The organism is Streptomyces parvus (assembly GCF_032121415.1).
Classification (GTDB): Bacteria; Actinomycetota; Actinomycetes; order Streptomycetales; family Streptomycetaceae; genus Streptomyces; species Streptomyces globisporus_A.
In genome coordinates, this window is record NZ_CP135079.1 from 6,133,410 (window position 1) to 6,158,430 (window position 25,021).

General features: G+C 71.9%; 19 protein-coding genes. 10 read left to right on the forward strand and 9 right to left on the reverse strand.

Annotated elements, in window-relative coordinates:
* The first annotated feature begins 1 nt into the window (after position 1).
* From RNL97_RS28560 to RNL97_RS28575, 4 genes are all read left to right on the forward strand, one after another.
* A complete protein-coding gene (locus RNL97_RS28560; protein ID WP_030582540.1) occupies positions 2–592 on the forward strand; it encodes a hypothetical protein in 591 nt (196 codons plus the stop codon).
* Between the two features lie 179 nt (positions 593–771).
* Positions 772–1,269, forward strand: a complete 498-nt coding sequence (locus RNL97_RS28565) for a nuclear transport factor 2 family protein (RefSeq protein WP_313751678.1) — start codon at positions 772–774, stop codon at positions 1,267–1,269.
* 47 nt (positions 1,270–1,316) lie between these two features.
* Positions 1,317–2,087, forward strand: coding sequence for a hypothetical protein (locus RNL97_RS28570; RefSeq protein ID WP_030582535.1), 771 nt, complete (start codon positions 1,317–1,319; stop codon positions 2,085–2,087).
* Between the two features lie 15 nt (positions 2,088–2,102).
* A complete protein-coding gene (locus RNL97_RS28575; RefSeq protein ID WP_313751360.1) occupies positions 2,103–3,374 on the forward strand; it encodes a lytic transglycosylase domain-containing protein in 1,272 nt (423 codons plus the stop codon).
* A gap of 191 nt (positions 3,375–3,565) precedes the next feature.
* On the opposite strand, the gene ppk2 is transcribed toward RNL97_RS28575, so the two are convergent.
* Positions 3,566–4,531: a polyphosphate kinase 2 gene (ppk2, locus tag RNL97_RS28580; protein WP_032765493.1), complete on the reverse strand. Its 966-nt coding sequence runs from the start codon at positions 4,529–4,531 to the stop codon at positions 3,566–3,568.
* A 127-nt stretch (positions 4,532–4,658) separates the two neighbouring features.
* Positions 4,659–5,720: an ATP-dependent DNA ligase gene (locus RNL97_RS28585; protein ID WP_313751361.1), complete on the reverse strand. Its 1,062-nt coding sequence runs from the start codon at positions 5,718–5,720 to the stop codon at positions 4,659–4,661.
* A gap of 76 nt (positions 5,721–5,796) precedes the next feature.
* On the opposite strand from RNL97_RS28585, the gene ligD reads away from it, so the two are divergent.
* Both ligD and RNL97_RS28595 read left to right on the forward strand, forming a co-directional pair.
* Positions 5,797–6,819 carry a non-homologous end-joining DNA ligase gene (ligD, locus tag RNL97_RS28590; RefSeq protein ID WP_234313396.1) on the forward strand — a complete coding sequence of 341 codons (1,023 nt, stop codon included), beginning with the start codon at positions 5,797–5,799 and terminating at the stop codon, positions 6,817–6,819.
* Positions 6,816–7,901 (forward strand): ABC-2 transporter permease, encoded by a 1,086-nt coding sequence (locus tag RNL97_RS28595; protein ID WP_313751362.1) that lies wholly within the window; start codon positions 6,816–6,818, stop codon positions 7,899–7,901. Before ligD ends, RNL97_RS28595 begins: the two co-directional genes overlap by 4 nt.
* 17 nt (positions 7,902–7,918) lie before the next feature.
* Here the strand turns inward: RNL97_RS28595 and RNL97_RS28600 are convergent, their stop codons facing one another.
* Complete coding sequence (locus tag RNL97_RS28600) at positions 7,919–10,156, reverse strand: OmpL47-type beta-barrel domain-containing protein (protein ID WP_030582518.1); 2,238 nt, start codon at positions 10,154–10,156, stop codon at positions 7,919–7,921.
* Positions 10,153–12,657 carry a ThuA domain-containing protein gene (locus RNL97_RS28605; RefSeq protein ID WP_313751363.1) on the reverse strand — a complete coding sequence of 835 codons (2,505 nt, stop codon included), beginning with the start codon at positions 12,655–12,657 and terminating at the stop codon, positions 10,153–10,155. The genes RNL97_RS28600 and RNL97_RS28605 overlap by 4 nt, the downstream gene beginning before the upstream one ends.
* 303 nt (positions 12,658–12,960) lie before the next feature.
* Between RNL97_RS28605 and RNL97_RS28610 the strand changes: the two genes are divergently transcribed.
* Positions 12,961–14,040, forward strand: coding sequence for a multicopper oxidase domain-containing protein (locus tag RNL97_RS28610; RefSeq protein ID WP_030582512.1), 1,080 nt, complete (start codon positions 12,961–12,963; stop codon positions 14,038–14,040).
* Between the two features lie 39 nt (positions 14,041–14,079).
* Here RNL97_RS28610 and RNL97_RS28615 read toward each other — a convergent pair whose 3' ends face one another.
* Entirely contained in the window at positions 14,080–16,311 is a 2,232-nt protein-coding gene (locus RNL97_RS28615) for a DEAD/DEAH box helicase (RefSeq protein WP_243315847.1), read from the reverse strand.
* A 324-nt stretch (positions 16,312–16,635) separates the two neighbouring features.
* On the opposite strand from RNL97_RS28615, the gene RNL97_RS28620 reads away from it, so the two are divergent.
* Both RNL97_RS28620 and RNL97_RS28625 read left to right on the forward strand, forming a co-directional pair.
* Positions 16,636–17,430 (forward strand): VOC family protein, encoded by a 795-nt coding sequence (locus RNL97_RS28620; RefSeq protein WP_243315849.1) that lies wholly within the window; start codon positions 16,636–16,638, stop codon positions 17,428–17,430.
* A gap of 107 nt (positions 17,431–17,537) precedes the next feature.
* A complete protein-coding gene (locus RNL97_RS28625; RefSeq protein ID WP_006128884.1) occupies positions 17,538–17,792 on the forward strand; it encodes a WhiB family transcriptional regulator in 255 nt (84 codons plus the stop codon).
* 75 nt (positions 17,793–17,867) lie between these two features.
* Here the strand turns inward: RNL97_RS28625 and RNL97_RS28630 are convergent, their stop codons facing one another.
* The 4 genes from RNL97_RS28630 to ssgD form a co-directional block, all read right to left on the reverse strand.
* Positions 17,868–18,842, reverse strand: a complete 975-nt coding sequence (locus tag RNL97_RS28630) for an acyl-ACP desaturase (protein ID WP_030582503.1) — start codon at positions 18,840–18,842, stop codon at positions 17,868–17,870.
* Between the two features lie 188 nt (positions 18,843–19,030).
* Positions 19,031–21,358: an excinuclease ABC subunit UvrA gene (locus RNL97_RS28635; RefSeq protein WP_313751364.1), complete on the reverse strand. Its 2,328-nt coding sequence runs from the start codon at positions 21,356–21,358 to the stop codon at positions 19,031–19,033.
* 71 nt (positions 21,359–21,429) lie between these two features.
* Entirely contained in the window at positions 21,430–23,061 is a 1,632-nt protein-coding gene (locus RNL97_RS28640) for an ABC-F family ATP-binding cassette domain-containing protein (RefSeq protein WP_313751365.1), read from the reverse strand.
* A gap of 216 nt (positions 23,062–23,277) precedes the next feature.
* The gene (gene ssgD / locus RNL97_RS28645; RefSeq protein ID WP_030582495.1) at positions 23,278–23,694 is read right to left on the reverse strand and encodes a spore wall synthesis regulator SsgD; all 417 of its coding nucleotides are present in this window, start codon (positions 23,692–23,694) and stop codon (positions 23,278–23,280) included.
* A 238-nt stretch (positions 23,695–23,932) separates the two neighbouring features.
* Between ssgD and RNL97_RS28650 the strand changes: the two genes are divergently transcribed.
* Positions 23,933–25,021, forward strand: coding sequence for a WD40/YVTN/BNR-like repeat-containing protein (locus RNL97_RS28650; RefSeq protein ID WP_243315855.1), 1,089 nt, complete (start codon positions 23,933–23,935; stop codon positions 25,019–25,021).

Consider the following 25,021-nt stretch of genomic DNA (forward strand, 5'->3'; position numbering starts at 1 on the left):
GGTGAACAGCGATGCTGCCCTCGACCCCGGCCCCGGGGCCGAGGAGGCCGAAACGCGGGGACCGGACCCGGAAGACGGCACGGACGTGCCCCGCCGCCGGTGGCCGCGTCTCCTCGGCGCCCTGCTGACGGTCGTTCTGATCGCCACGGGCGGCGCCCTGTACGCCGAAGGACGCCAGCTGCGCGACACCCCGGCCACGGCGAACCTGGCGCTCACCGACGCGGCGGCGACCACCCGCGTCACCGGCGATGTCAGCAGCGCGCTCAGCAAGGCCTTCTCGTACGGTCCCGGGGCCACCGCGACCACCAGGGCGGCAGCGAAAGAGGTCCTGGCGGGCAAGGCGCTCCAGCAGTACGCGACGCTGTTCGGCCAGGTCGAGCGGCAGTCCGCCGACCAGAGGCTGACGCTCACCACCGAGGTCGTCCGGGCCGGTGTGACCCGGCTGACCGGCGACAGCGCACACCTCCTGGTCTTCCTCGACCAGGTCTACGAACGCCGGGGCCGCGCCCCCACCACCGCCTCGGCGCAGCTCACGGTGACCGCCGAACTGCGCGACGGACGCTGGTGGATCGTCGAGATCGGCTCCACATGACGGCGGCCCGCAGGCGATGGCGCACGGGTCCGGTTCGGCAGGCAGGGGAGAGGCAGCGCATGGCACGGCGGCGGACGGCGACAGCGAACACCGAGACCACGGAGACCACCGGGGCGACCGAGACGCCCGGGACCACGGACACCCCCCGGGCTTCGCGCTCGGGTGCGAAGAATCCGGTCCTGCTCGCCGCCCTGGCCCTGGTGGTCTGCGCGGCCGGAGCCGCGGGCTGGGGCGGCTGGCAGCGCTACGAGGCATCGCACGACGACACGGCCTCCTTCGCGCAGGCGCGGGACGACGCGCTGGCGGCGGGGGAGCAGGCGGTGCAGAACATGAACACCCTGGACCACAAGGCGCTGGAGCAGGGGCTCGACAGCTGGGAGCAGTCCACCACCGGCGACCTCCACCGCCAGCTCGTCGACGGGCGGGATGAGTTCGCCCGGCAGATCGCCGAGGCGAAGACGGTGAGCACGGCGAAGGTCCTCTCCGGCGCGGTGACCGAGCTGGACCAACGGGCGGGCCGGGCCGGGGTGATGGTCGCACTGCGGGTCACCGTGACCGCGCCCGAGGGTGAACCGGCGGTGAAGGAGAGCCGGTTGCTCGGCACTCTCACCCGGACCGCCGGGGGGTGGAAGCTCAGCGCACTGGGCCAGGCGCCCGTCGGCGCCACGGCCGGCTGACCTCCGCGCCGCACCCCCACCCCGCACGCCCCGGAGAGGACCCACCCATGTCGACGACCCGTCACCTCGTCAACCGCCGCCGCCGGCTGGCCACGACACCCTCGCGCACGGCGGGAGCCGAGACGGAACCGGCCGTCGGACAGCCCGAAGCCGACCGCGAACCGGATCCGGCGGCAAGCTCCGCCCCGGAGCCCGCCACCGCCCCCGACGCCGTCGAAGCCCAGTCGGACACCCTCGGCGACACCGCTCCCGACACCTCTGAAGAGGGCCACGCGGACAACGCTCACCGCGCCCGGGTCTCCCGCCTGCGCAGCACGCTGCCCGCCGTGCTCTGCGCGCTCACCGTGCTCCTCGGTGCCGCCGCCGTCTGGGCGTTCGCCTCGGCGAGCAGTCTCCGCGACGAGCCCGCCCGGCAGAACGCCGCGCTCACCGACATCGGCCGCACCAGCGAGGTGAAGGGCCGGATCAGCGAGGCGGTCGGCGCGGTGTTCTCGTACGACTACGCCTCGCCCGCCCGGTCCGACCGCGCGGCCGGCACCTATCTGACCGGCCGGGCCGTCCAGCAGCACAAGGACATGCTCGCCGACGTACGGGAGCAGGCCCCGGAGCAGAAGCTCGTCCTGACCACCACCGTCACCGAGAGCGGCGTCGAATTCCTCGACGGCGACCGCGCCCGCCTGCTGATCTTCGCCGACCAGAGCAACACCCGTACGGGCAAGGACGAGGAGACGACGTACGCGGCGGCCATGTTCGCCGTGGACGCCGTCCGCCGCGGGGACACCTGGCTGATCGCCGCCATCGACACGTTCACGCGCTGAGCGAAGGGAATCCGCATGAGCTTCAACCGCACGGTGCGCCGCCGGCTCGGCACCACGGCCACCGCCATCGCCGCGATGACCGCGCTCACCGCGTCCCAGGCCCCGGGGTTCGCCCTGCCCGAGACCCGGAAGGAGAAGGCGGCGGCCTCCGACGACGTGCGGTGGACCGAGGTGCCGGGCGACGACATCTACCACACCGAGTTACCGCCGCTGCGGTCCCCGAAGCCGCCCGCGCTCCTGAAGCCCGGGAAGAGGCCCGACCCCCTCGTGGCCCGTGCCTGGTCCGAGGCGGGCATCCCGGCCACCGTGCTGGCCGCATACCGGAAGGCCGAGAGCGCGGTGGGCCGCAGCGACCCGGGGTGCGGGCTGCCGTGGCAGCTGCTCGCGGCGATCGGCAAGGTCGAGTCCGGCCAGGCGTCCGGCGGGCGGGTCGACGCGCGGGGGACGACCCTCACCCCGATCCTCGGCCCCGCGCTCGACGGCAACGGCTTCGCCCTGATCCGGGACACCGACGGCGGGGCGTACGACGGCGACCGCACCTACGACCGGGCCGTCGGGCCCCTTCAGTTCATCCCGTCCACCTGGGCGGCCTGGGGTGCGGACGGCAACGGCGACGGCCGCGAGGACCCGAACAACATCTACGACGCCGCGCTCGCCGCCGGGCACTACCTCTGTGCCGGGCCGCGCGATCTGACCCGCCGCGCCGACCTGGACCGGGCGATCCTCGGCTACAACCGCTCCGACACCTATCTGCGGACGGTGCTGTCCTGGTTGGAGTTCTACCGCAAGGGCAGCCACCCGGTCGCCGACGGCGAGGGCGTCCTCCCGATCAGCCCCGGCCCCGGCGGGAAGACCCGGCCCAAGGCGCCGATCGGCGGTCCCGGCGCGCCGGAGCGCCCCGGCAAGGACGGCGGAGGCGTCGTCGTCGGCCCGCAGCCGACCAGGCCGCCGAGCCCGACCCCCACCCCCCGCCCGACGGGCCCCGGCACCCCGGGCCCCAGCCCGGACCCGACGGACCCGGGCCCCGGACCCACCGGCCCCGGCCCGGGTCCCGGCCCCGACCCGACCGGCCCGGGTCCCAGCCCCGATCCGACCGATCCGGGCCCCACCCCCGACCCGACCGGGCCCACCACACCGCCCGATCCCGGCGAGACCGGCCCGGGCTGCCCCGGCCCGGGCGGCTCCCCGTCCCCCTCCCCATCGCAATCCGCTCCGAACGAGGGCACGTCAGGCGTCCAGGAGGAACCCGGCGACCCCTGCGAGCCGGGCGAAGGGACCGCGGCCTGAGGCCGAGGGCCGGTGCTCCCCGGGGCCGGCCCTCGGAACAGGGCCACGACGGCTTCCGGAACACGGCAGGTGTTCCCCGAAGGAATTCCGGTCCCCGGCTGCTGGGAACGTCTCCGGTCGCCGAGAAGGGGCCTCTTCCACCGACGGGTGGAAGAGGCCCCTTCCTGGCTCCGTGACGGAAAGGGCTCGGCTCAGCTCTGCCCGGGATGGTTGCCCGGCCCCTCCGCACGGCCGGCCAGGGGCGTGGGGGAGAGGTCCGCCCGCTCCTCGCCCGGCTCCAGCAGGGTGTCCGCCGGCCCGACGATCAGCGGATCCGGGTGCCCGACGGCGGTTTCGTCCTTGCTCTCGTAGTCGAACCGCCACAGAAGGCTGCGCATCGCCTCCAGCCGGCCGCGCTTCTTGTCGTTGCTCTTCACCACGGTCCACGGCGCGTACTCGGTGTCCGTGGCCCGGAACATCTCGACCTTCGCGGCCGTGTACTCGTCCCACAGGTCCAGCGATGCCAGGTCCGTCGGCGACAGCTTCCACTGGCGGACCGGATCGACCTGCCGGATCGCGAACCGGGTCCGCTGCTCGCTGCGCGAGACGGAGAACCAGAACTTCACCAGCAGCACACCGTCCTCGACGAGCATCCGCTCGAACTGCGGGGCCTGCCGCAGGAAGTGCTCGTACTGCTCCGTGGTGCAGAAGTCCATCACCCGCTCCACACCGGCCCGGTTGTACCAGGAGCGGTCGAAGAAGACGATCTCCCCGGCCGTCGGGAGCTGGGCCACGTAGCGCTGGAAGTACCACTGGCCGCTCTCGCGCTCGGTGGGCTTCTCCAGGGCGACCACGCGCGCACCACGCGGGTTCAGCCGCTCGGTGAAGCGCTGGATGGTCCCTCCCTTGCCCGCCGCGTCACGGCCCTCGCACAGGACCACCAGACGCTGCCCGCTCTCGCGGACCCAGCGCTGGAGCTTGAGCAGTTCGATCTGGAGGACGCGCTTGACCCGCTCGTACTCCCTGCGCCGCACCCGTCGGTCGTACGGGTAGTTCTCCCGCCACGTCTCGATCGGGCGGCCCCGGTCGTCCAGCAGGACGGGCTGCTCGGGGCGGCTGCCGTCCACGGTCAGCCCCTTCAGCAGCTCCGCCGGTTCGGTGCCCGGTCCTTCGGCCATCGCCCTGGTCTCCCCGCTCGTCTCGTCGTCCACCGGTGCGGGAGAGGGCCCACCCCGCCGCGGGGTGGGCCCTCTCCCGCACCGACACGTGCCCTCAAGCCCGCGGTCCATGCCGGCCGCCACCGGCTCAGCCGCCCGCCAGCACCTCGGACAGGTCGTAGGAGACGACCTCCTCCAGCTGCGCGTACGTACAGCTCGCGGGTGACCGGTCCGGCCGCCACCGACGGAACTGGGTGGTGTGCCGGAACCGGTCGCCCTCCATGTGGTCGTAGGCCACCTCGCAGACCCGCTCCGGGCGCAGCGGAACCCAGGACTGGTCCTTCCTGCCCGTCCAGCGGTTCTGGGTTCCCGGCAGCCGGGACTGCTCGTGCGCCGCCGCGTCCGCCCAGGCGCCCCATGGATGCTCGGCGTACCCGCAGCGCAGCGGGGAGAGTTCCTCGACCAGCTCGGCGCGCCGCTTCATGGGGAAGGCCGCACAGACCCCGACGTGCTGGAGCGCGCCGTCGGTGTCGTACAGGCCGAGGAGGAGCGAGCCGACGACCGGGCCGCTCTTGTGCTCGCGGTAACCCGCCACCACGACGTCGGCGGTCCGCTCGTGCTTGATCTTGTACATCGCCCGGGTGTCCGGTCGGTAGGGGAGGTCGAGCGGTTTGGCGACGATTCCGTCGAGCCCGGCCCCCTCGTACCGGTCGAACCACTCCCGCGCGACCTCGATGTCCGTGGTGGACGGGGCGAGGAGCACGGGGGCGGACGCACCGGAGAGCGCTGCCTTCAGCACCTCCCGCCGGTCCGCCTGCGGGGTGGACAGCAGGGAGGTGTCGTCGACCGCGAGGACGTCGAAGGCGATGAAGCTCGCCGGGGTCTGCTCGGCGAGCATCCGCACCCGGGAGTCCGCCGGATGGATGCGCTCGCTCAGCCGCTCGAAGTCGAGCCGCCCCTCGTGGGCGACGACGATCTCCCCGTCGATCACACAGCGCGGCGGGAGGTTGTCCAGCACGGCGTCGACCAGATCGGGGAAGTAGCGGGTCAGCGGCTTGCCCGTACGGCTGCCGATCTCGACCTCGTCGCCGTCCCGGTACACGATGGCCCGGAAGCCGTCCCACTTCGCCTCGTACGCCATGCCCGGCGGGATCTTGGCCACCGACGTGGCGAGCATCGGCTTCACGGGCGGCATCACCGGCAGGTCCATGGCCCGATTCTGGACCGTGCACCCACCCATGTCGCCCGATGTGCGGCATATGTGCGACCGGCCTACGGTAACCGTCATGGGAGCAGCGGTGGAGCTGGACGCGGGCGGACGGGCCGTGAGGCTGTCCAACCCGGACAAGGTGTACTTCCCGGAGAAGGGCTACACCAAGAGGGACGTGGCCGAGTACTTCCTGGCCGTCGGCCCGGGGATCACGCGGGCCCTGAACCACCGGCCGACCACGCTCCAGCGCTTCGTGGACGGGGTCGAGGGCGACTTCTTCTACCAGAAGCGCGCCCCGAAGAACCTCCCCGAATGGATCCCCACCGCCAGGATCGCCTTCCCCAGCGGCCGTCCCGCCGACGAGATCTGCCCGACCGAGCTCGCCGCCGTGATCTGGGCCGCCAACCTCGGCACCCTCACCTTCCACCCCTGGCCGGTGCGGGCCGGGGACACCGACCACCCGGACGAACTGCGCATCGACCTGGACCCGCAGCCCGGCACCGACTACGCCGACGCCGTCACCGCCGCCCACGAGCTGCGCTCCGTCCTGGAGGACCACGGCGTACGCGGCCGGCCCAAGACCTCCGGCGGGCGCGGGATGCATGTCTTCGTGCCCATCGAGCCCGCCTGGACCTTCGTCGAGGTGCGGCGCGCCGCCATCGCCGCCGGGCGTGAGCTGGAGCGGCGGATGCCCGAGCGGGTGACGACCGCCTGGTGGAAGGAGGAGCGCGGCGAGCGGATCTTCGTCGACTTCAACCAGACCGCCCGCGACCGCACCATCGCCTCCGCCTACTCCGTACGCCCCTTCCCGCACGCCCCGGTCTCCGCACCGCTGCGCTGGGACGAGATCGACGACGCCGAACCCCGCGACTTCGACATCCGCACGATGCCGGGCCGGTACGCCGAACTCGGCGACGTCCACGCGGACATGGACCAGGAGGCGTTCCGGCTCGACGGGCTGCTGGAGCTGGCCGACCGGGACGAGAAGGAGCGCGGGCTCGGCGACATGCCCTACCCGCCGGAGTATCCGAAGATGCCGGGCGAGCCCAAGCGCGTCCAGCCCAGCCGCGCCCGCCACGACGACGGCGAGTTGGCGTGAGCGGGAGCGGCGGGCAGGGCGGGAGCAGTGAGAGGCACGGCGCGCACGGGCGGCCGCTCACCCTCCGTGAGCGCTGGGAGGCGTACAAGAACAGCCCGTTCCTCCCCGCGACCGTCCTCGTCCTGATCGTCGCCGCCGCGGCCGGTCTCTTCGCCGGCTCCTACACGTACGCGATGGCGAACCCCACCCCGCACCGGATCCCTGCGGCCCTGGTCACCCAGCCGGAGGTGGCGAGCGGCGAGGCGTTCGTCGCCGGGATGGAGAAGGCCCTCGACGCCTCGCTCGAACTCCACGACTACCCGGACGTCGCCGACGCCCGCCGCGCCCTGGACGAACAGAAGGTCTTCACCATCGTCCGCGCGTCGGGCCAGGGGGTGGCGCTCGACGTGGCCGGAGCCTCGGGCGCCTCCGTGGCCGAGCTGATCGGCAAGGCGGGGATCGAGGTGGGGGACGCCACCGGGGTCGAGGTCACCGTCCGGGACGTCAAACCGCTCCAGCGGGGCGACCCGCGCGGGCTCGCCCTGTTCTACATCTCGCTGGCCGCCGTCATCATGGGCTTCCTCGGCGCGATCCAGCTCAGCGTGCACGCCCACGGGCTCAACCCGGCCGAGCGCATCGCCTTCACCGTCGCCTACGCCCTGCTCGGCGGCTTCGCCATCGCGGCGGCCGTGGACTGGTGGCTCGGGGCGGTGGACCTGCCGTTCGTCCAGTCCTGGCTGATCCTGGCGTTCACCATGTTCACCTCCGGCATGGTCTTCACCATGTTCAACACCCTGATGGGCCGCTGGGCGATGATCCCCACCTGGGGCGTCATGGTGCTGCTCGGCAACCCCTCGTCCGGCGGAGCGGTCTCCTGGCCGCTGCTGCCCTCCGCGCTCGGCCACATCGGCCGCTGGCTGCCGCCGGGGGCCTCGGTCAACGCCCAGCACACCGCCGTCTACTACCAGGGCCACCAGTTCGTCTTCCCGTATCTGGTCCTCGCCGCCTGGGCGCTGGTCTCCTGCACGGTCTTCTGGGTCTGGCGGCACCGACACCCAGGAGGCCGCGCCCGCACGCCGGAGCATGCGGCCGCGGCCACCTGAGACCTTCTCCTTACGGCTTACAGCTCCTTGATGCGGATGTCGCGGTACGAGATGACGTCGGTGACGCCGTGGACCTGGAGCCCGATGTAACCGGAGGCGAACCGCCGGCCGTCGGTGCCCGGGTCGTCGCCCCGCGGCGGCTCGAAGAGCTGACCGCCGGTGTTGTCGAACTCGTTGATCAGGACACCGTTGCGGTAGATCTCGTAGTGCTGGTCGACGACCTTGATCTCGTAGTCGTTCCAGGTGCCCTTGGGCGTGACCGCGGCGCCGCCGAGACCCACCCGGTCGAAGCCGTACACCGAACCTGTCTTGTACATGTCGCCGTCGGGCCGGTCGTTGACCTGGATCTCATGGCCGTACTTGATGGCGACCCACTCCGGACGCGACTCCTCCGGGTGGTCGTGGACCTTCGGGAAGCGGACGAAGACTCCGCCGTTGGCGTTGCCCGAGCCCGGGGCGTCGTCGCGCCACTGGAGCTTGAGCGAGTAGTCGCCGTAGGCCCGGTTCGGCAGCCACAGCATGCCCATCCCGTCCACCGTGGTGGAGCTGGTGATGGAGCCCTCCTCCTCGTTCAGCTCGAACTTGCCGCCGCCCACGTGCTCCCACTTGGCGAGCGAGGCCGCCGTGCCGTCGAAGAGCTTGGTGTAGCCCTCGGACTGGCCCGGCTTGCCGATGCCCGACTGCTTGGCGGCCTGGTTGATCGCCTTGCGCTCGCGCTGGTCGATGACACCGTCGGCCTTGAGCTTGTCGAGGACCGCCGTCACGTGCTTGAGGAACAGGGCGTGGGAGGACCAGTCCTTCTCGTCCTCGATCAGCTCGTTGATCGTGCAGCGGTTACGGGTGATCCGGTTCGGGACGCCCGTGTCGATCGTGCCGACGAAGACGGTGTGCCGCTCGTCGAACTCCGCGCAGTTCGGCGCGGGAACGCCGCCGCCCTGGGCGATGGTGAACGACGCCTTCTTCGCCTCGGAGGTGTTGCCCGCCTTGTCCGTCGCCCGGTGGGCGATCGTGTGGCGGCCCACCCGGTCGACGATCACCGGGGTGGTGTACGCGAGGTACGGTCCGCCGTCGAGGCTGTACTCGACCTTGTCCACGCCCGAGTCGTCGTCGGTCGCGGAGACGGTCGCCTTGGCGCTGGTGATGAACGCGCCGTCGCTGTTCTTGTCGCCCTCGACCTTCACCGAGGTCTCCGGAGCCGTCTGGTCCTGCGACGGCGGCTCGACCACGGTGAAGCCGACGGACTTCTCGTCCGCGACGTTGCCCGACCGGTCGGTGGCCCGGTAGCGGACGGTGTGCTCGCCCAGCTCGTGGACCATCACCGGCGCGGTGTAGGGCTGCCACTCGCCGTTCGCCCCGAGCGCGTACTCGATGGTGTTGACGCCGGACCCGGTGTCGGACGCGGTCACGGTGACCGTGGCCATGCCCAGGTACGCGCCCGCGTCGTCCTTCTCGCCCGAGACGGTCGCCGAGGTCTCCGGTGGCGTCTCGTCGTCGGTCGGCGGGGCCGCCACCGCGAAGTCCACGGACTTCTCCTCGGCCGCGTTGCCGGCCTTGTCGGTGGCCCGGTAGCGGACCGTGTGGTCGCCGACCTCGTTCACCACGACGGGCGCGGTGTAGGGCTGCCACTCGCCGTCCGCCCCGAGCGCGTACTCGACGGTGTCGACGCCGGAGCCCGCGTCGGTGGCCTCGACCGTCACGGACGCCTGGCCGATGTACGCACCGTCGCCGTTCTGGTCGCCGTCGACCTTCGCCGAGGTCGTGGGCGCCTCGGTGTCCTCGCCGCCGCCCTCGGCGACGGTCAGGATGCCCTGCATCATGCCGTGGCCGGGGATCGTGCAGTGGTAGAAGTACCGGCCGGGCGACAGCGTCACCTCCACGCTGTGCTTGCCGCCCTCGGAGTCGCCCGGGTTGGCCAGGATGTTCAGCTGGACGTCGTTGTTGAACTCCGGGTCCGACACGCTGAACGTCAGCGTGTGCGGCATGCTCGTCGTGTTGCCGGTCGCCGTGCTGTTCTCGAAGACGATCGTCGCCTTGCCGGCCACCGCCGTCTTCGGCGCGGACAGATAGCGGTCGATCGGGTCGCCCGCGGTCCAGGTCAGCACCTGGTCGGCGGCGCTCGCCCCGGGACCGTTGCCGCCCTTGCCGTACGCGGCCGTCGAGGTCAGCCCGAGGACCATCAGCAGGGAGGCCAGCAGGGCCACCCAGAAGCTCCGCGGCCGATGCCGCCTGCGTGCGAGGTAGGGATGGTGTCTCACTTCGCCGCCGCCTTTCCGACGAGATCCGCGGCGGCCGGCGTCGCGCCGCCGCCCTTGTACGACACGCGCCACAGCGCGGACTTGGAGTCGGAGGTGAAGAAGCCGCGCCCGTAGTCCAGGACGTACAGCGAACCGTCCGGCGCGAACTTCCAGTCCATCAGATTGCGGATGCCGTCCGCTCCGACCGGGATGATCTTCTTCAACGACTCGGCATGCGTGGGCAGTCCGCCCTTGCCGACCGTCTTCGGGTCGGTGAGCACGGCGTGCCGCGGCTGCGTGGCGTCGTAGAAGTCACCGACGAACCACTTGCCGTCCCAGTAGGCCGGCCACTTGGCGGTCGACTCGCTCTGGGCGTCGTACCGGTAGACCGGGCCGTTCATCGTGGCCTGGCCGCCGCCCTTGAGCCAGGGCAGCAGCTGCTTGCCCTCCTCCGGCTTGTAGCTCGGTACGCCGTTGGCGTCGCGCGGGTAGTCGACCCCGCCGCCCTGCGGGGAGTACCAGATGGTGTTCGGGGTCACCGGCGGCAGCTTGACCAGGCCGTCGTTGTTGGGCGACTCGTTCTTCGGCGCGTTGCAGTCGTACCAGCCCAGCGGCTTCGTCGGGTCCGGCAGATTGCGGTCGCGGTAGGGCTGGTTGTTGCCCATGCAGTACGGCCAGCCGTGGTTGCCCGCCTTGGTGATCGCGGCGAACGTGTCGTACTTCGCCGGGCCCCAGGTGGTGGACGGCGAGCCCGCGTCGGGGCCGACCCAGCCCGCGTACAGCGTGTCCGTCGACGGGTCGATCGAGATGCGGGCCGGGTTGCGCACGCCCATCACATAGATCTCGCCGCGCGTCTTGCCGCCGCCCTCGTCCGGCTCCTTGCCGGTGAAGAGGTTGCCGGACGGCAGGGTGTACGTGCCGTCGTCCTCGGGGTGGATCCGCAGGATCTTCCCGTTGAGGTTGTTCGTGTTGCCCGCGGTGCGCCGGGCGTCGGCGAAGGAGACGCCCTTGTAGTTCGGCTGGGGGTTGTTTCCGGAGTAACCGTCGCTGAAACCGGAGGAGTTGTTGTCGCCGGTCGCGATGTACAGGTTGTCCTTCGAGTCCCACGCCATGCCGCCGCCCGCGTGGCAGCAGCTGTTGATCTGCACCGGCCAGCCGAGCAGCACCTTCTCCGACGCCAGGTGCAGCTTGTTGGTCGCGGAGTCGAAGGTGAAGCGGGATACCTGTCGGGTCGCCATCCGCTTGTCGCGGTCGATCTTCGCGTGCGGCGTGTAGTGCAGGTAGACCCAGCCGTTGGACGCGAAGTCGGGGTCCAGCTCGATGCCCAGCAACCCCTCCTCGTTCTTGACCAGTTCGTCGCCCCCGCCCTTGTTGCCGAAGACGGACAGCGCACCGGCCAGGGTGACCTTCTTGGTCTTCGGGTCGTAGACGTGGACCTCGCCCTTGCCCTTGCCGATGTCCGGGTCGTTCCAGTCGATGACGACCGGCTGGGAGCTGTCGGCCCCACCGCGCCCGATGTAGAAGACCCGCCCGTCCGGCGCGGTCACCATGCCGTGCGGCTCGCCGATCTGGTCGTTCTGGCCCGGCTGGTTGGGCTGGGTGACCCGCTCGGCGGTGTAGTTCGAGGTGATCGTCGCCTTGCAGTCGGCCTGCGAGGTCCGGTTCGTCCAGGAGAGCGCGCCGCGCAGATGGTCGCGGAAGTCGGTCTCCGCGAAGCTGTCCGCCGTACCGCCCATCGCCGTGTAGAAGGACCGGCCGCCGTCGTAGTCGCGGCACCAGGAGACCGGGTGGTCCCAGCCGTTGGCGCTCGCGCCCGGCTTGTACGTCAGCTCCCGTACGCGCGCCACGGTGTGCACGTCACCGGACGGGTTCTTCGTCCAGTTCAGCCACTTGTCGGGGCGCTTCCACTCCAACGGCAGGTTCCTGGTGGCGGGATGGACCCGGTCCCCGATCTCGACGGTCGCCCGCTGTACGGCCGCCGGGCTGTTCGCCGCCGGGCGGGCTCCGACCAGACCCGTGAACCAGTCGGAGTACGGCTCGGTGCGCGCCGCGTCATGGATGCCGAGGAAGCCGCCGCCCGCCTCCATGTACGCCTCCAGGCCCGCCTCCTGCTCCGGGTCGAGGACGTCGCCCCCGCCGGTCAGGAAGACGACGGCGTGGAAGGAGCCGAGCCGCTTGCCGTTGGTGAAGACCTTCGGATCGGCGGTGGCCACGGTGGTGAACCGCTGGGCCTCCGGACCGGTGAGCCCGATCTTCTCGATCGCCGCGATCCCGGCGTCGGTGTACGGGGCCTCGTCACCCGCCGAGGCGTGGAACACCAGCACCTTCACCTGGCTCTTCGCGCCCGGCGGAGACGGCAGGGACAACGTTGTCGCCATCTTCTCGACCAGGGCGCGGTCCGGCGACGGGTCCGCGCTGGCCGGGCCTCCGCTGCCCAGCATGGACACGGTCAGTGCGCCGGCCGCCACGGCCGCCGCGAGGCCGCGTCGTGATCTGGACCGGTGATGTGATGCGCGCTGCATGTGGTCACCCACCCCTCTGTGGTCACTGCACCTCTCGGTGACTGTGGCTTGCTCACTCTTCGTCAGGAGCCCTTGTGACTTCGGTCTCTTGGCCCACTGCCTCTTGATTCACTGCGACAGCGCACGAAGCTAGACCTCTTTTCGCGGTCCGCCAATAGCTACGGCAGCAATCGCACGAACTTTGTCCTGAGTGTGGATAAACGGAGATGCCCCGGCTACGGTGTGGCCCGTTCCGGGGATCCCGGGGGCACCGTTCCGTACCGGCGGCTTCGCCAGTTTCCTTATCGCAGTGGGGAGTTCGACATGGACCGAAGGACCTTCAGCCGGCGGATGCTGGTCGGCGGAGCGGCGGCCGCCGCGACGGGAGTGACATCGTTGTCGCTCGGGGCGGTGGAGGCGAGCTCGGCCGAGAACCCGCCGCGTACGGCCCCGGCGGGCGGCGTCACACGCCGACTGAAGATGTACGCCGAGAAGTTGCCGGGCGGTGAGCTGGGCTACGGCTTCGAGAAGGGCAAGGCATCGATCCCCGGCCCCCTCATCGAGCTGAACGAGGGCGACACGGTCCACATCGAGTTCGAGAACCTCACCGACGTCGACGCCAGCCTCCATGTGCACGGCGTGGACTACGACATCGCCAACGACGGCACCCGGATGAACAAGAGCCACGTCGAGCCCGGCGGCACCCGGACCTACACCTGGCGCACCCACGCCCCGGGCCGCCGCAAGGACGGCACCTGGGAGCCGGGCAGCGCGGGCTACTGGCACTACCACGACCACGTCGTCGGCACGGACCACGGCACCGGCGGCATCCGCAAGGGGCTCTACGGGCCGGTCGTGGTCCGCCGCAAGGGCGACATCCTGCCCGACCAGACGTGCACGGTTGTCTTCAACGACATGACGATCAACAACAAGGCGGCCCACAACAGCGTCAACTTCGAGGCCACGGTGGGCGACCGGCTCGAATTCGTGATGATCACGCACGGCGAGTACTACCACACCTTCCATATCCACGGTCACCGCTGGGCCGACAACCGCACCGGTCTGCTGGCCGGCCCCGACGACCCCAGCCGGGTGATCGACAACAAGATCTGCGGGCCCGCCGACTCCTTCGGCCTCCAGCTCATCGCCGGCGAACGCGTGGGCGCGGGCGCGTGGATGTACCACTGCCATGTCCAGAGCCACTCCGACATGGGTATGGCGGGACTCCTGCTGATCAAGAAGCCGGACGGCACGATCCCGGGCTACGAACCCCACGACCACACGGCCGGATCCACGGAGAAGAGGTCCGGGGAGAAATCGACCGGCGACAAGGCCGGGAAGAAGAGCGCGGACGAGGCGGCCGCGGAGGACACCGGCGTGGGCGCGGGGGAGCACCAGCACTGACCCCGTCCGTCACGGGGCCCGTGGAGGGGGCGGCCCGGGTCACGGCCGGCCGGTGCCGCCTGTCAGCCGCTGCTGCTCCTCCTCGACGATGCGCCGGGCCAGCTCGGCATCGGAGACGTCCACCGCGTCCGGAGTGGTCTCCGCGAGATCGCTGCGCCGGGCGTACGCGTCGAAGAGCCGGTCCTTGCGGGCCAGCAGCTCCACCAGGCGCTGGTCGACGCTGTCCGTGGCCAGCAGCCGGTGCACCTGGACCGTGCGCACCTGCCCCATCCGGTGCGCGCGGGCGACGGCCTGGTGCTCCAGCGTGGGCTTGATCTGGGGCTCGCACAGGATGACCACGGAGGCGGCCTGCATGTTCAGCCCGGTCCCGCCCGCCTGGATCTGGCACAGCAGCACCGCGTGCCCCTCCACCGAGGAGAAGGCGTCCACCAGCTCCTGCCGCCGGGCCGGCGGGACGCTCCCGGAGAGCGGCCCGAAGGCGTCCGGCCCCAGGGCTTCGCCGACCGTTGCGAGGACCTCGCGGAAGTAGGAGAAGACGACCACCTTGAGGCCGTTGTCCCGTGCTTCGTCGACGAGTTCGCGCAGCCGCTCCAGCTTTGCGGAGGTCCCGGGCACGGCGTAGGCGGCCCGGCGCATCCGCATGAACCGCCCGGAGGCGACCGCCTCACGGTAGGCCTCCCGGTCCTCGGACCCGAACTCCTCCCACTCGTCCACCTGGACCAGCGCCGGGAGTTCGGCCAGCACGTCCGCCTGGTTGCGGCGCAGATAGGTGGGGGCGACGGCCCGGCGGAAGGCCCGCGAACCGGCCGCGCCGTGCGTCGTGCTCACCGACGGCGCGAGTTCGGGGCGCAGTTGGCGCACCAGACTGCGGAACTCCTCCACCCGGTTCTCCATCGGGGTGCCCGTCAGGAACAGCACCCGCTCCACCCGCTCCGCCCACCCCGCGACCGCCCGGGACCGGCGGGCCTCGGGATTCTTCACGAAGTGGGCCTCGTCCACCACCAGCATCCCGGGCCGCAGCTCGGCCACCGCCCCCTCGGGCAGCAGATGCAGCGCGTCGAAGGTGGTCACCGCCACCCCGCCCGTGCCACGCCAGTCCGCGAACGCCTCCACGCGCTCCGCCCCGTGCACCGGCACGGCGCGCAGGGTGGAGCGGGCCCGGATCTCCCGGGTCCAGTTGATCAGCACGCTCGCCGGGCACACCACGAGGAAGTGGGTCTCGCCCCGGGCGGCGAGGTGGGCGAGGGCCGCGATGGCCTGGACGGTCTTGCCGAGCCCCATCTCGTCCCCGATGATCACCCGCTTCTGCGCCAGCGCGAAGCGCGCCCCGAACGCCTGGTAGCCGCGGAGGGACACCCGCAGACGTGTGTCGTCGAGCCGCAGCGCCCGCACCCGGTCCGCGATCCCGGCGGGCAGGAACCCCTCGGCTGCATCCCGGTCGGGACCGCTGCCCGACAGCTCGGCGAGCAGGCTGTAGTACTCGGCGGACCGCAGCTCGAAGTCCACCCACGCCTCGGCGGGCGATGCCGGGGAGCGCAGCAGATCGGCCGACGCCTGCGCGAAGAGCACCGGCAGCTCCCGCTCCACCGCGTCCGCCAAGGCCGACCGCACCGCGTCGAGCGCCTCCCGCACCCGCGCCCGGGACCGCCGCCCGGCGAGCAGCATCCGCAGCCGGCTCCCGCCCGGCGCGGCCGCCTCCACCCGCGGGCCCAGCAGTTCGGCCAGCCGACGGGCCGCGTCCACCGCGCGCCCCGCGTCCGCACCGGCCACGACCAGCCGGTGCAAGGCGATCACCAGGGCGGTGCTCGTGTCGTCCGGGGCATCCACGTCGATCCGCACCGAGACGGTGTCGCGCACCGCGTGGGCGATCTGCCCGGCGGCGGCCAGCGCCTGGTCGGCGGTGTGCGCCCCGACCCCGGGGATCTGCCGCAGCGCGTAGCGGTCCGTGCCGTGGACCTGCCCGACCGTGTCGAACCCGGCCTCCTCCAGCGCCCCGAGACGCAGCCGTCCCTCCGTGACGTCCTTGAGCCGGGAGACGGGGATGTGGGCCAACTCCCCGCCCACCAGGGCGTCGAGGAGCGGATCGAGTACGGAACGTACGGCGGCCACGGCGTTCGCCCGGTCCGCCGGCACGGCACGGGCGCTCTCCAGCAGCCGCTCCGCCCGTGCCAGCAGCTCACGGGCCGCGCCGCCGGTGGCCACCGGGCTCCCGGCGGCCTTGCGCGCGAGTGTTCCGTCGGCCGAGCCGCCCGCCGCCCCGCTCCGGTTCATGTACGTCCTTCTGTTCCCGAGGGGTGTCTCACCCGCCCCGGAGCCCCGCTCTCCCTGCCTCCCCGCCATCGTGTCACGCCCGCCGGGGCCCCCGGCCCGATCCGCCCCGACCGCCGCGCGACGCGCCGGTCCAACGTTTCGCCCCGCAGCCACGCGCTGCCTACCCTGGGCCGCACGGCGGACGCGGCCACCGCCGGTGGAACGCGCCCCGGTCGGCCCCGTACGGACTGCGGTGGCCGGTGCCCGGTGCAAGACTCCGAACGGAAGGAACCACCCGGCAGGACACGACGAGCAGGATCACCCGGATCGACTGAGGAGCACGCCATGAACAGCCCCGCCTTCCTCGACGGAGCACCCAACTGGGTCGATCTCGGCACCCCTGATCTCGACGGGGCCACCGCCTTCTACCGGGGCCTGTTCGGCTGGGACCTGATCCCCGGCGGCCCCGAGGTCGGGGGCTACGGGATGCTCACCCTGGACGGTCGCTACGTCGGCGGGGTGATGACGGTCTCGGAGGAGGAGGCGCCGAGCGCCTGGTCGGTGTCCTTCCAGTCGCCCGACGTCGACGCCACCGCCCGGGCGGTCACGGAGGCGGGCGGCAGCGCCGCGTTCGGGGCGATGGACGTCCTCGACTTCGGCCGCATGGGCGGATTCACGGACCCGGCCGGCGCGTACTTCGGGGTGTGGCAGCCGAAGGAGCACCCCGGCTTCGGCGTGATCCAGGAGCCGAACGCGTTCCTCTGGGCCGAGCTCTACACCCCCGACGTACCGGCGGCGGCCGCGTTCTTCGGCAGCGTCTTCGGCTGGGGGACCGACCAGATGAAGGTGGAGGGCTCCGACTACGCCTACACCACGGTCCACCCGGCCGGCGCCGGCCCCGACGCGTCCTTCGGCGGTCTGGTCCGGATGGGCGACGTCCCGTCCGAGGCCGCCCGCGGCGCCCACTGGCTGCCGTATTTCGCCGTGGCCGACGTCGACGCCGTGGTGGCCGAGGCGAAGCGGCTCGGCGGCAGGGAGACACTGGCCGCCATGGAGGTGCCCGGCGTCGGCAAGATGGCCAATGTCGCCGACCCGTACGGGGCGGTCTTCGCGGTCATGAAGCCCGAGCCGAGGCAGTGACGCGGGAGCGCCGCCCGCGGGACGCCCCCGCGGGATGAGCGGGGCGCCCCCGCCGGGTTGATGCATCGTTGATCGGTTGTTTATCGCCGCCGGGCAGCGTGTGCTCCATGCTGATCAACACCGTGACCGACGACGCACTCGCCTGGCAGGAGACCGCGTTGTGCGCGCAGGCCGGGCCCGAGTTCTTCTTCCCGGCCCCGGGCAGCTCGACCCGCGAGGCCAAGCAGCTCTGCAACGCCTGCGAAGGGCGGCTGGCCTGCCTGGAGTACGCACTCGCCAACGACGAGCGGTTCGGCGTCTGGGGCGGGCTCTCGGAGAAGGAGCGCGAGCGGCTGCGCAGGGAAGGACGCGACCGGGGCTGACCGCCCCGTACCGCGCGAACGCCCCCGTCCCCGGGCACGGACCGGAGCTCCCGGGAGGGGGGGGACGGGGTGGGATCAGGCGCGGTCGCGCGCCGCCATCCGGGCCTTGCGGGCGGCGAGCTTCTCGTCGAACTTCGACGCCTCGCTGTCGAGTCCGCCCATGTAGAGACCCAGCTCCTCCTGGGCCTTGGCGCCCTCCGGGCCGAGCCCGTCGATCTCCATGACCTTGAGGAAGCGCAGCACGGGCTGGATCACGTCGTCGTGGTGGATGCGCATGTTGTAGATCTCGCCGATCGCCATCTGCGCGGCGGCCCGCTCGAAGCCGGGCATGCCGTGTCCGGGCATCCGGAAGTTGACGACGACGTCCCGCACGGCCTGCATGGTCAGGTCCGGGGCGAGCTCGAAGGCGGCGCCCAGGAGGTTGCGGTAGAAGACCATGTGGAGGTTCTCGTCGGTCGCGATCCGGGCCAGCATCCGGTCGCAGACCGGGTCGCCGGACTGGTGGCCCGTGTTGCGGTGCGAGACGCGGGTGGCCAGCTCCTGGAAGGCCACGTACGCGACGGAGTGCAGCATCGAGTGCCGGTTGTCCGACTCGAAGCCCTCCGCCATGTGCGCCATGCGGAACTGCTCCAGCTTGTCCGGGTCCACGGCGCGCGAGGTGAGCAGATAGTCGCGCATCACGATGCCGTGGCGGCCCTCCTCGGCGGTCCAGCGGTGCACCCAGGTGCCCCACGCGCCGTCGCGGCCGAAGAGGGAGGCGATCTCGTGGTGGTAGCTGGGGAGGTTGTCCTCGGTGAGGAGGTTCACCACGAGAGCGATCTTGCCGATGTCGGTGACCTTGGACTGGTCCGCCGCCCACGCCTCGCCGTCCTCGAAGACCCCGGGGAAGTTCCGGCCGTCGGAGAACGGGACGTACTCGTGCGGCATCCAGTCCTTGGCGACCTTGAGATGGCGGTTGAGTTCCTTCTCCACCACCTCTTCCAGCGCGTACAGCAGCTGGGCGTCGGTCCACGCCTTCGAACTGCCGAGGTGGGGAGAGGTGATCGTCACGGGGACCTCCTGGGGACGGGAGAATTACCTACGGCTTCGTAGGTTACGAGACCGTAGGTTAAGGCGACCGTAAGGCCAAAGCCAAGCCCGCCACCCGCAGGGGCGGGCTGCACAGGGTGATATCTCCAGGTGAACGGGTGTGTGAGAGGGCGCTCCGGGGCCTTCTCGGGTCCCTGCTCCAGGGGTTCTCAGCGTTCCGGATTCGGTGATTCCACCCCCGGGTCGCGACGGAGGTACCGGCCCGTTACGGACGTCGGATGCGCGAGCAGCTCGGCGGGCGTCCCCGCGAAGACCAGCTCCCCGCCGCCCTTGCCGCCGTCCGGACCGAGGTCGATCACCCAGTCGGCGCGCTTGACCACCTCCAGGTTGTGCTCCACGCAGATCACGGTGTTCCCCGCGTGGACCAGCCGGTCCAGCAGCTCCACCAGCGTGCCCGTGTCCGCCAGGTGCAGTCCGGTGGTCGGCTCGTCCAGCACGTACACGCTGGAGGTGCGGTGCAGCTGGGTGGCGAGCTTGATCCGCTGGCGCTCACCGCCCGACAGCGAGGAGAGCGGCTGCCCCAGGGTGAGGTAGGTGAGCCCGACCGCGTCGAGGGTCCGCAGCTTCCGCAGCAGCACCGGGTCCTCGAAGAGTCCGGCCGCCCGCGCCGCCGTCATGTTCAGTACGTCCACGATCGACCGGCCGCCGACCCGGTGCTTCAGTACGTCGTCGTGGAACCGGCGCCCCTCGCACTCCGGGCAGGTCGTGGTGACCGGATCCATGAACGCCAGATCCGTCGAGATCTCACCACGGCCCGAGCAACCCGCGCAGGCCCCCGCGGAGTTGAAGCTGAACAACCCCGCGTCCACACCGTTCTCCCGGGCGAACACCTTGCGGATGGCGTCCAGCGCGCCGATGTACGAGGCGGGCGTGGAGCGGGACGAAGCCGTGATCGCGCTCTGGTCGATCACCACCGCGTCCGGGTACGCCGCCGTGAACACCCGTGACACCAGGGTCGATTTCCCGGATCCGGCCACCCCCGTGACCGCGGTCAGCACCCCGGCGGGGAAGGACACGTCCAGACCCTTGAGGTTGTGCAGATCCGCCCCGTACACCGGGAGCCGGCCGGTGGGGGAGCGGACGGCATCCTTCACCGGGGTACGGCGGCGCAGTGACCGGCCGGTGAGCGTATCGGCCTCGCGCAAACGCTCGAACGGCCCCTCGAAGACGATGTGGCCGCCGTCGGCACCGGCCCGCGGCCCCATGTCGACGACATGGTCGGCGACCGCCATCACATCCGGGTCGTGCTCGACGACCAGCACCGTGTTGCCCTTGTCGCGCAGCCGCACCAGCAGATCGCCCAGTCGGCCCACGTCGCGCGGATGCAGGCCGACGCTGGGCTCGTCGAAGACGAACGTCAGCCCCGTGAGGGAACTGCCCAGGTGCCGCACCATCTTGAGGCGCTGGCCCTCGCCTCCCGAGAGAGTCGTGGTCTCCCGGTCCAGGCTCAGATAGCCGAGCCCGATGCCGACGAGCCGCTCCAGCCGCTCCCGGGCCGCGGCGGCGATGGGCCCGCCCACCGGATCGTCGATCCGCTCCAGTACGCCGACGAGTTCGGCGACCTCCATCCGCCCGTAGTCGGCGGGCGAGAGCCCGTGGATCCGGGTGGCGAGCGCCGCCGCGTTGAGTCGTGCCCCGCCGCAGGATCCGCAGACCCGCTCCACGGTGAACCGGGCGGCCGCCTCGCGCCGCTTCTCGGAGAGGGAGGCGGTGTCGCGCTTGAGGTACAGGCGCTCGAAGCGGGTCACGACCCCCTCGAACTTCATGTCCGCCGACCCGGTCCGCATGTCGAGGCGGACGGTGAACCCCGATCCGTACAGCAGGAGTCGGCGCTCCTCTTCGCCGAACTCGGCCAGCGGCAGGTCGTTGTCGAACCGCCCCGACCCGCCGTACAGATTCCACTCCCAACTTCCCACCGACAGGCCGGGCAGCAGCAGCGCCCCCTCGTTCAGCGACTTCGACCAGTCGATCGCCCGGTCGAGATCCAGGTGGACCGTGCGCCCCACCCCGTCGCACTCCGGGCACATCCCGGCGGGATCGTTGAACGAGTACGCCGTCGCCCCGCCCGCGCTCGGGTCCCCGCGCCGGGAGAACAGCACCCGGAGCACCGACCAGATGTCGGTCGCCGTCCCCACCGTGGAGCGGACGTTCCCGCCCAGGGGCTTCTGGTCGATCACGATGGCCACCGACAGATCCTCGACGGACTCGACGTGCGGCCGCTCGTACTTCGGCAGCCGGTTGCGCAGGAACGAGGTGAACGTCTCGTTCAGCTGCCGCTGCGACTCCACGGCGATCGTGTCGAAGACGACCGACGACTTCCCCGAGCCGGACACACCGGTGAAGACGGTGATCCGGCCCTTGGGGATCCGGAGGGAGACGTCGCGCAGATTGTTCTCGCGCGCGCCGGTGATGACGATGTCGCGGTGGACGGAGCCGGGGGCGTCCGGCTCCGCACCGCACGGGGAAGAGCGATCCATGAGGGCGACGCTAGGCGGGATACCGGACAGCTTCTGTCGCCTTTTTTCGGGACGTGGGCCCGGGGCCGGTCTCAGCAGCCCCGGCGCACCGCCTCCGCCGTCGTGTCCCGCAGCCCGCCGTCGAGCCGGAGCCACCGGGTGATCCCGATCGACCCCAGGAACGGCACGTCGTGGCTGGCCACGATCAGCGCCCCCTCGTACGCCTCCAGCGCCTCGGTCAGCCGCCGTACGCTCGCCAGGTCGAGGCTGTTCGTCGGCTCGTCGAGCAGCAGCAGCCGGGGCGCCGGATCGGCCAGCAGCAGCATCGCCAGCGTCGCCCGGAACCGCTCCCCGCCCGACAGGGTCGAGACCGGGCGGTCCGCCGCCGCCCCCTTGAACAGGAAGCGCGCCAGCCGGGCCCGCACGGCGTTCTCCGTACGGTCGGGCGCCGCCCGTGCCACGTTCCGCGCCACCGACGACGCCTCCTCCAGCACGTCCAGCCGCTGTGGCAGGAACCCCGTCGCCACCCGCGGGCCGACCTCCCCCGCGAGGGGCTTCAGCTCGCCCGCGATCGTCCGCAGCAGCGCCGTCTTGCCCGCCCCGTTACGCCCGGTCAGCGCGATCCGCTCGGGGCCCCGCACCATCAACTCCCCCCGCAGCGGCGGCCCGTACGGCGGCACCGGATCGCGCAGCAGCAGCACCTCGCTGCCGGGGTGGACCCGGGTGTCCGGCAGCTCGATCCGGATCTCCTCGTCCTCCCGGACCGCCGACTCCGCTTCGTCCAGGCGCTTCTCGGCCGCCGCCAGCCGCTCGGTGTGCAGGATGCGGTGCTTGCCGGCGGACACCTGCGCGGCGCGCTTGCGCTGCCCCATCACGACCTTGGGCTCCCGCTTGGTGTCCCACATCTTCTGCCCGTACCGCTTGCGACGGGCCAACGTGACGTGCGCGGCGGACAGTTCGCGCTTCTGTCGCTGTACGTCGGACTCGGCGGCCCGCACCATGCGCCGCGCAGTCTCCTGCTCGACGGCGAGCACCTCCTCGTACGCCGACAGGTTCCCGCCGTACCAGGTGACCGAGCCCTCGCGCAGGTCCGCGATCCGGTCCACCCGCTCCAGCAGCTCCCGGTCGTGGCTGACGACGAGCAGCACCCCCGTCCAGGCCTCGACCGCCTCGTACAGCCGCCGGCGGGCGTACGCGTCCAGGTTGTTCGTCGGCTCGTCCAGCAGCAGCACCCCGGGCCGGTCCAGCAGCAGCGCGGCCAGCCGCAGCAGGACGCCCTCGCCGCCGGACGTCTCCCCGACGGTGCGGTCGAGCCCGATGTGCCCGAGGCCGAGCCCGTCCAGCGTGGCGAGGGCCCTCTCCTCGATGTCCCAGTCGTCGCCGATCACCGCGAAGTGCTCCGCCCGGACGTCGCCCGACTCCACGGCGGCGAGCGCCGAGCGCCGCTCCGCGACCCCCAGCACCTCGTCGACCCGCAGCGCGGTGTCCAGGACCACGGTCTGGGGGAGATGGCCGAGCTCGCCGCGGATCCTGATCGTCCCGGAGGCCGGGGTCAGTTCGCCGGCGATCAGCCGCAACAGGGTCGACTTGCCGCAGCCGTTGAGACCGATGAGCCCGGTGCGGCCGGGGCCCACGGCCAGATCGAAGCCGGTGAGGACCTCGCTGCCGTCGGGCCAGGAGAAGGAGAGGGAGGTACAGCTGATATGGGTGCCGGCGGATGACATACGGAACTCCCGTTGTACGTCGGGAACGGGCAAGGACGGCTGAAGGAGGCTGAGGTCGCACACGGGCGCTCCGGGCCACGACAGGGCGCGGCGGGCGCTGCACGGTGTGCACAGGACCTCAGATCAGCAACGTCCTACTCCGATCGACGACAACAGGGACGTTCACGAAGGTAGGGCCGGGGCGCGGGCCCGGCAACGGGATTTACGGCCGGGGCGTCAGCGGGGACCGCCGAGCAGGTCGGTCAGACCCCGGTCCATGTCCAGATACCGGTGCTCGTCGCCCACCGGAACCAGCTCCTGCGCCCGCTGGAGGAAGAGCCGCAGCTCCTCGGTGCGCACATGGACCATCGCGATGCCTTCGGGGGCGTGGAACTCCAGGACGGTCCGCTCGTACCCGAACGGCCGGACGCGTACGTCGCCCTGCCCGGCGGGGGAGTCCACGCCGGTGGTCAGCAGCTCGCGGGAGAACTCCCAGGAGACCTCGGTGCCTTCCAGGGTCGCCGGGGCCGGGAACGCCATGCGGACGGCGAAGGGGTACTGGCGGTCGTAACTGAGCATGGCGGGCAGGGTCTCCATCCGGGGTGCGGACGCGACCATGCGAGCCTGCACGGACTGCTCGATAACGCTGGACAAGACCTGCTCCCTCTCGCGGCTGGGTGAACGGTTCCCGGCACTGGAGTAGACGACGGAACTCCTCGTTTCGTGCACCGGCGCGCGGCGTGAGCTGCGTCACCGGTTCCGTCCGGCTCCTGCCCGTATCCCCGCGCACCCCCGCTCTCCTGCCCGTTCGAGGGCGACGCACCCTGGACGGGCCCCTACCCGTGGGCTAGCTTCCAGCGCCATGAAGGCCATGGGGAAGACGAGACGGCTGATGGCAATGGTGACCGGAGGGGCGGCCCTGGCGGCCGCACTGGTCGCACCGGGCGCACACGCGGCGCAGGTCACGGAGGGAAGGACGGCCTCCCAGGAGGCCGCCGTCCGAGGGCTCCTGCCCGAGTGGCGGCTCACCGGCACCGGCACCGGCGCCCGCTTCCGGGGGCTCGCCGCGGTCAGCCGCACCACCGCCTGGGTCGCCGGGTCGAAGGGCACGGTCCTGCGCACCTCGGACGGCGGCCGCACCTGGCATGACGTGTCACCGCCGGGCGCCGCCGAACTGGAACTGCGGGACATCGAGGCGTTCGACGGCCGCCGGGCCGTCGCCCTGGCCATCGGCGAGGGCGAGGCGTCGCGGGTCCTGCGCACCGAGGACGGCGGAGCGACCTGGACCGAGTCCTTCCGCAACACCGACCCCCGCGCCTTCTTCAACTGCCTGACGTTCTTCGACAGCCGGCACGGCCTCGCGGCGGGCGACCCGGTGGACGGCAAGTTCCGGGTCCTGTCCACGGCGGACGGCGGCCGGTCCTGGCGGGTCCTGCCCGACGCCGGGATGCCCGCCGCCCTGCCCGGCGAGGCGGGGTTCGCGGCGAGCGGCCAGTGCCTGGTCAGCTTTGGCGCCAAGGACGTCTGGCTGACCACCGGGGGAGCGGAGACCGCCCGGGTCCTGCACTCCCGCGACCGGGGCCTGACCTGGACGGCGAGCGCCTCGACCCTCCCGGCGGGAGACCCGGCCCGGGGCGTCTTCGCCGTCGCCTTCCGCGACCGGGCCCACGGCATCGCCGTCGGCGGCGACTACCGCCCCGACCAGGCCTCCCCGCAGGCGGCCGCCGTCACCGGGGACGGCGGCCGGAGCTGGCGGCAGTCCGCCACCCCGCCGCCCGCCTACCGCTCCGGCGTCGCCTGGCTCCCGTACAGCCGCACCGCCGCCCTGGCCGTCGGCCCGACGGGCACCGGCCTCACCCGGGACGGCGGGCGCACCTGGCGGACGGTCGACCCCGGCTCGTACGACACCGTCGACTGCACCCCCGACCTCGGCTGCTGGGCGGCGGGCGAGAAGGGACGGGTGGCCCGGCTGGGCCTCTGA

What these genes read in the sequence shown, in the direction of transcription:
- RNL97_RS28570 (WP_030582535.1), top strand. Translation starts at nt 1,317, where the DNA reads ATGTCGACGACCCGTCACCTCGTCAACCGCCGCCGCCGGCTGGCCACG.
- RNL97_RS28575 (WP_313751360.1), top strand. Translation starts at nt 2,103, where the DNA reads ATGAGCTTCAACCGCACGGTGCGCCGCCGGCTCGGCACCACGGCCACC.
- ppk2 (WP_032765493.1), bottom strand. Translation starts at nt 4,531, where the DNA reads ATGGCCGAAGGACCGGGCACCGAACCGGCGGAGCTGCTGAAGGGGCTG.
- RNL97_RS28585 (WP_313751361.1), bottom strand. Translation starts at nt 5,720, where the DNA reads ATGGACCTGCCGGTGATGCCGCCCGTGAAGCCGATGCTCGCCACGTCG.
- ligD (WP_234313396.1), top strand. Translation starts at nt 5,797, where the DNA reads ATGGGAGCAGCGGTGGAGCTGGACGCGGGCGGACGGGCCGTGAGGCTG.
- RNL97_RS28605 (WP_313751363.1), bottom strand. Translation starts at nt 12,657, where the DNA reads ATGCAGCGCGCATCACATCACCGGTCCAGATCACGACGCGGCCTCGCG.
- RNL97_RS28610 (WP_030582512.1), top strand. Translation starts at nt 12,961, where the DNA reads ATGGACCGAAGGACCTTCAGCCGGCGGATGCTGGTCGGCGGAGCGGCG.
- RNL97_RS28615 (WP_243315847.1), bottom strand. Translation starts at nt 16,311, where the DNA reads ATGAACCGGAGCGGGGCGGCGGGCGGCTCGGCCGACGGAACACTCGCG.
- RNL97_RS28620 (WP_243315849.1), top strand. Translation starts at nt 16,636, where the DNA reads ATGAACAGCCCCGCCTTCCTCGACGGAGCACCCAACTGGGTCGATCTC.
- RNL97_RS28625 (WP_006128884.1), top strand. Translation starts at nt 17,538, where the DNA reads ATGCTGATCAACACCGTGACCGACGACGCACTCGCCTGGCAGGAGACC.
- RNL97_RS28635 (WP_313751364.1), bottom strand. Translation starts at nt 21,358, where the DNA reads ATGGATCGCTCTTCCCCGTGCGGTGCGGAGCCGGACGCCCCCGGCTCC.
- RNL97_RS28640 (WP_313751365.1), bottom strand. Translation starts at nt 23,061, where the DNA reads ATGTCATCCGCCGGCACCCATATCAGCTGTACCTCCCTCTCCTTCTCC.
- RNL97_RS28650 (WP_243315855.1), top strand. Translation starts at nt 23,933, where the DNA reads ATGGCAATGGTGACCGGAGGGGCGGCCCTGGCGGCCGCACTGGTCGCA.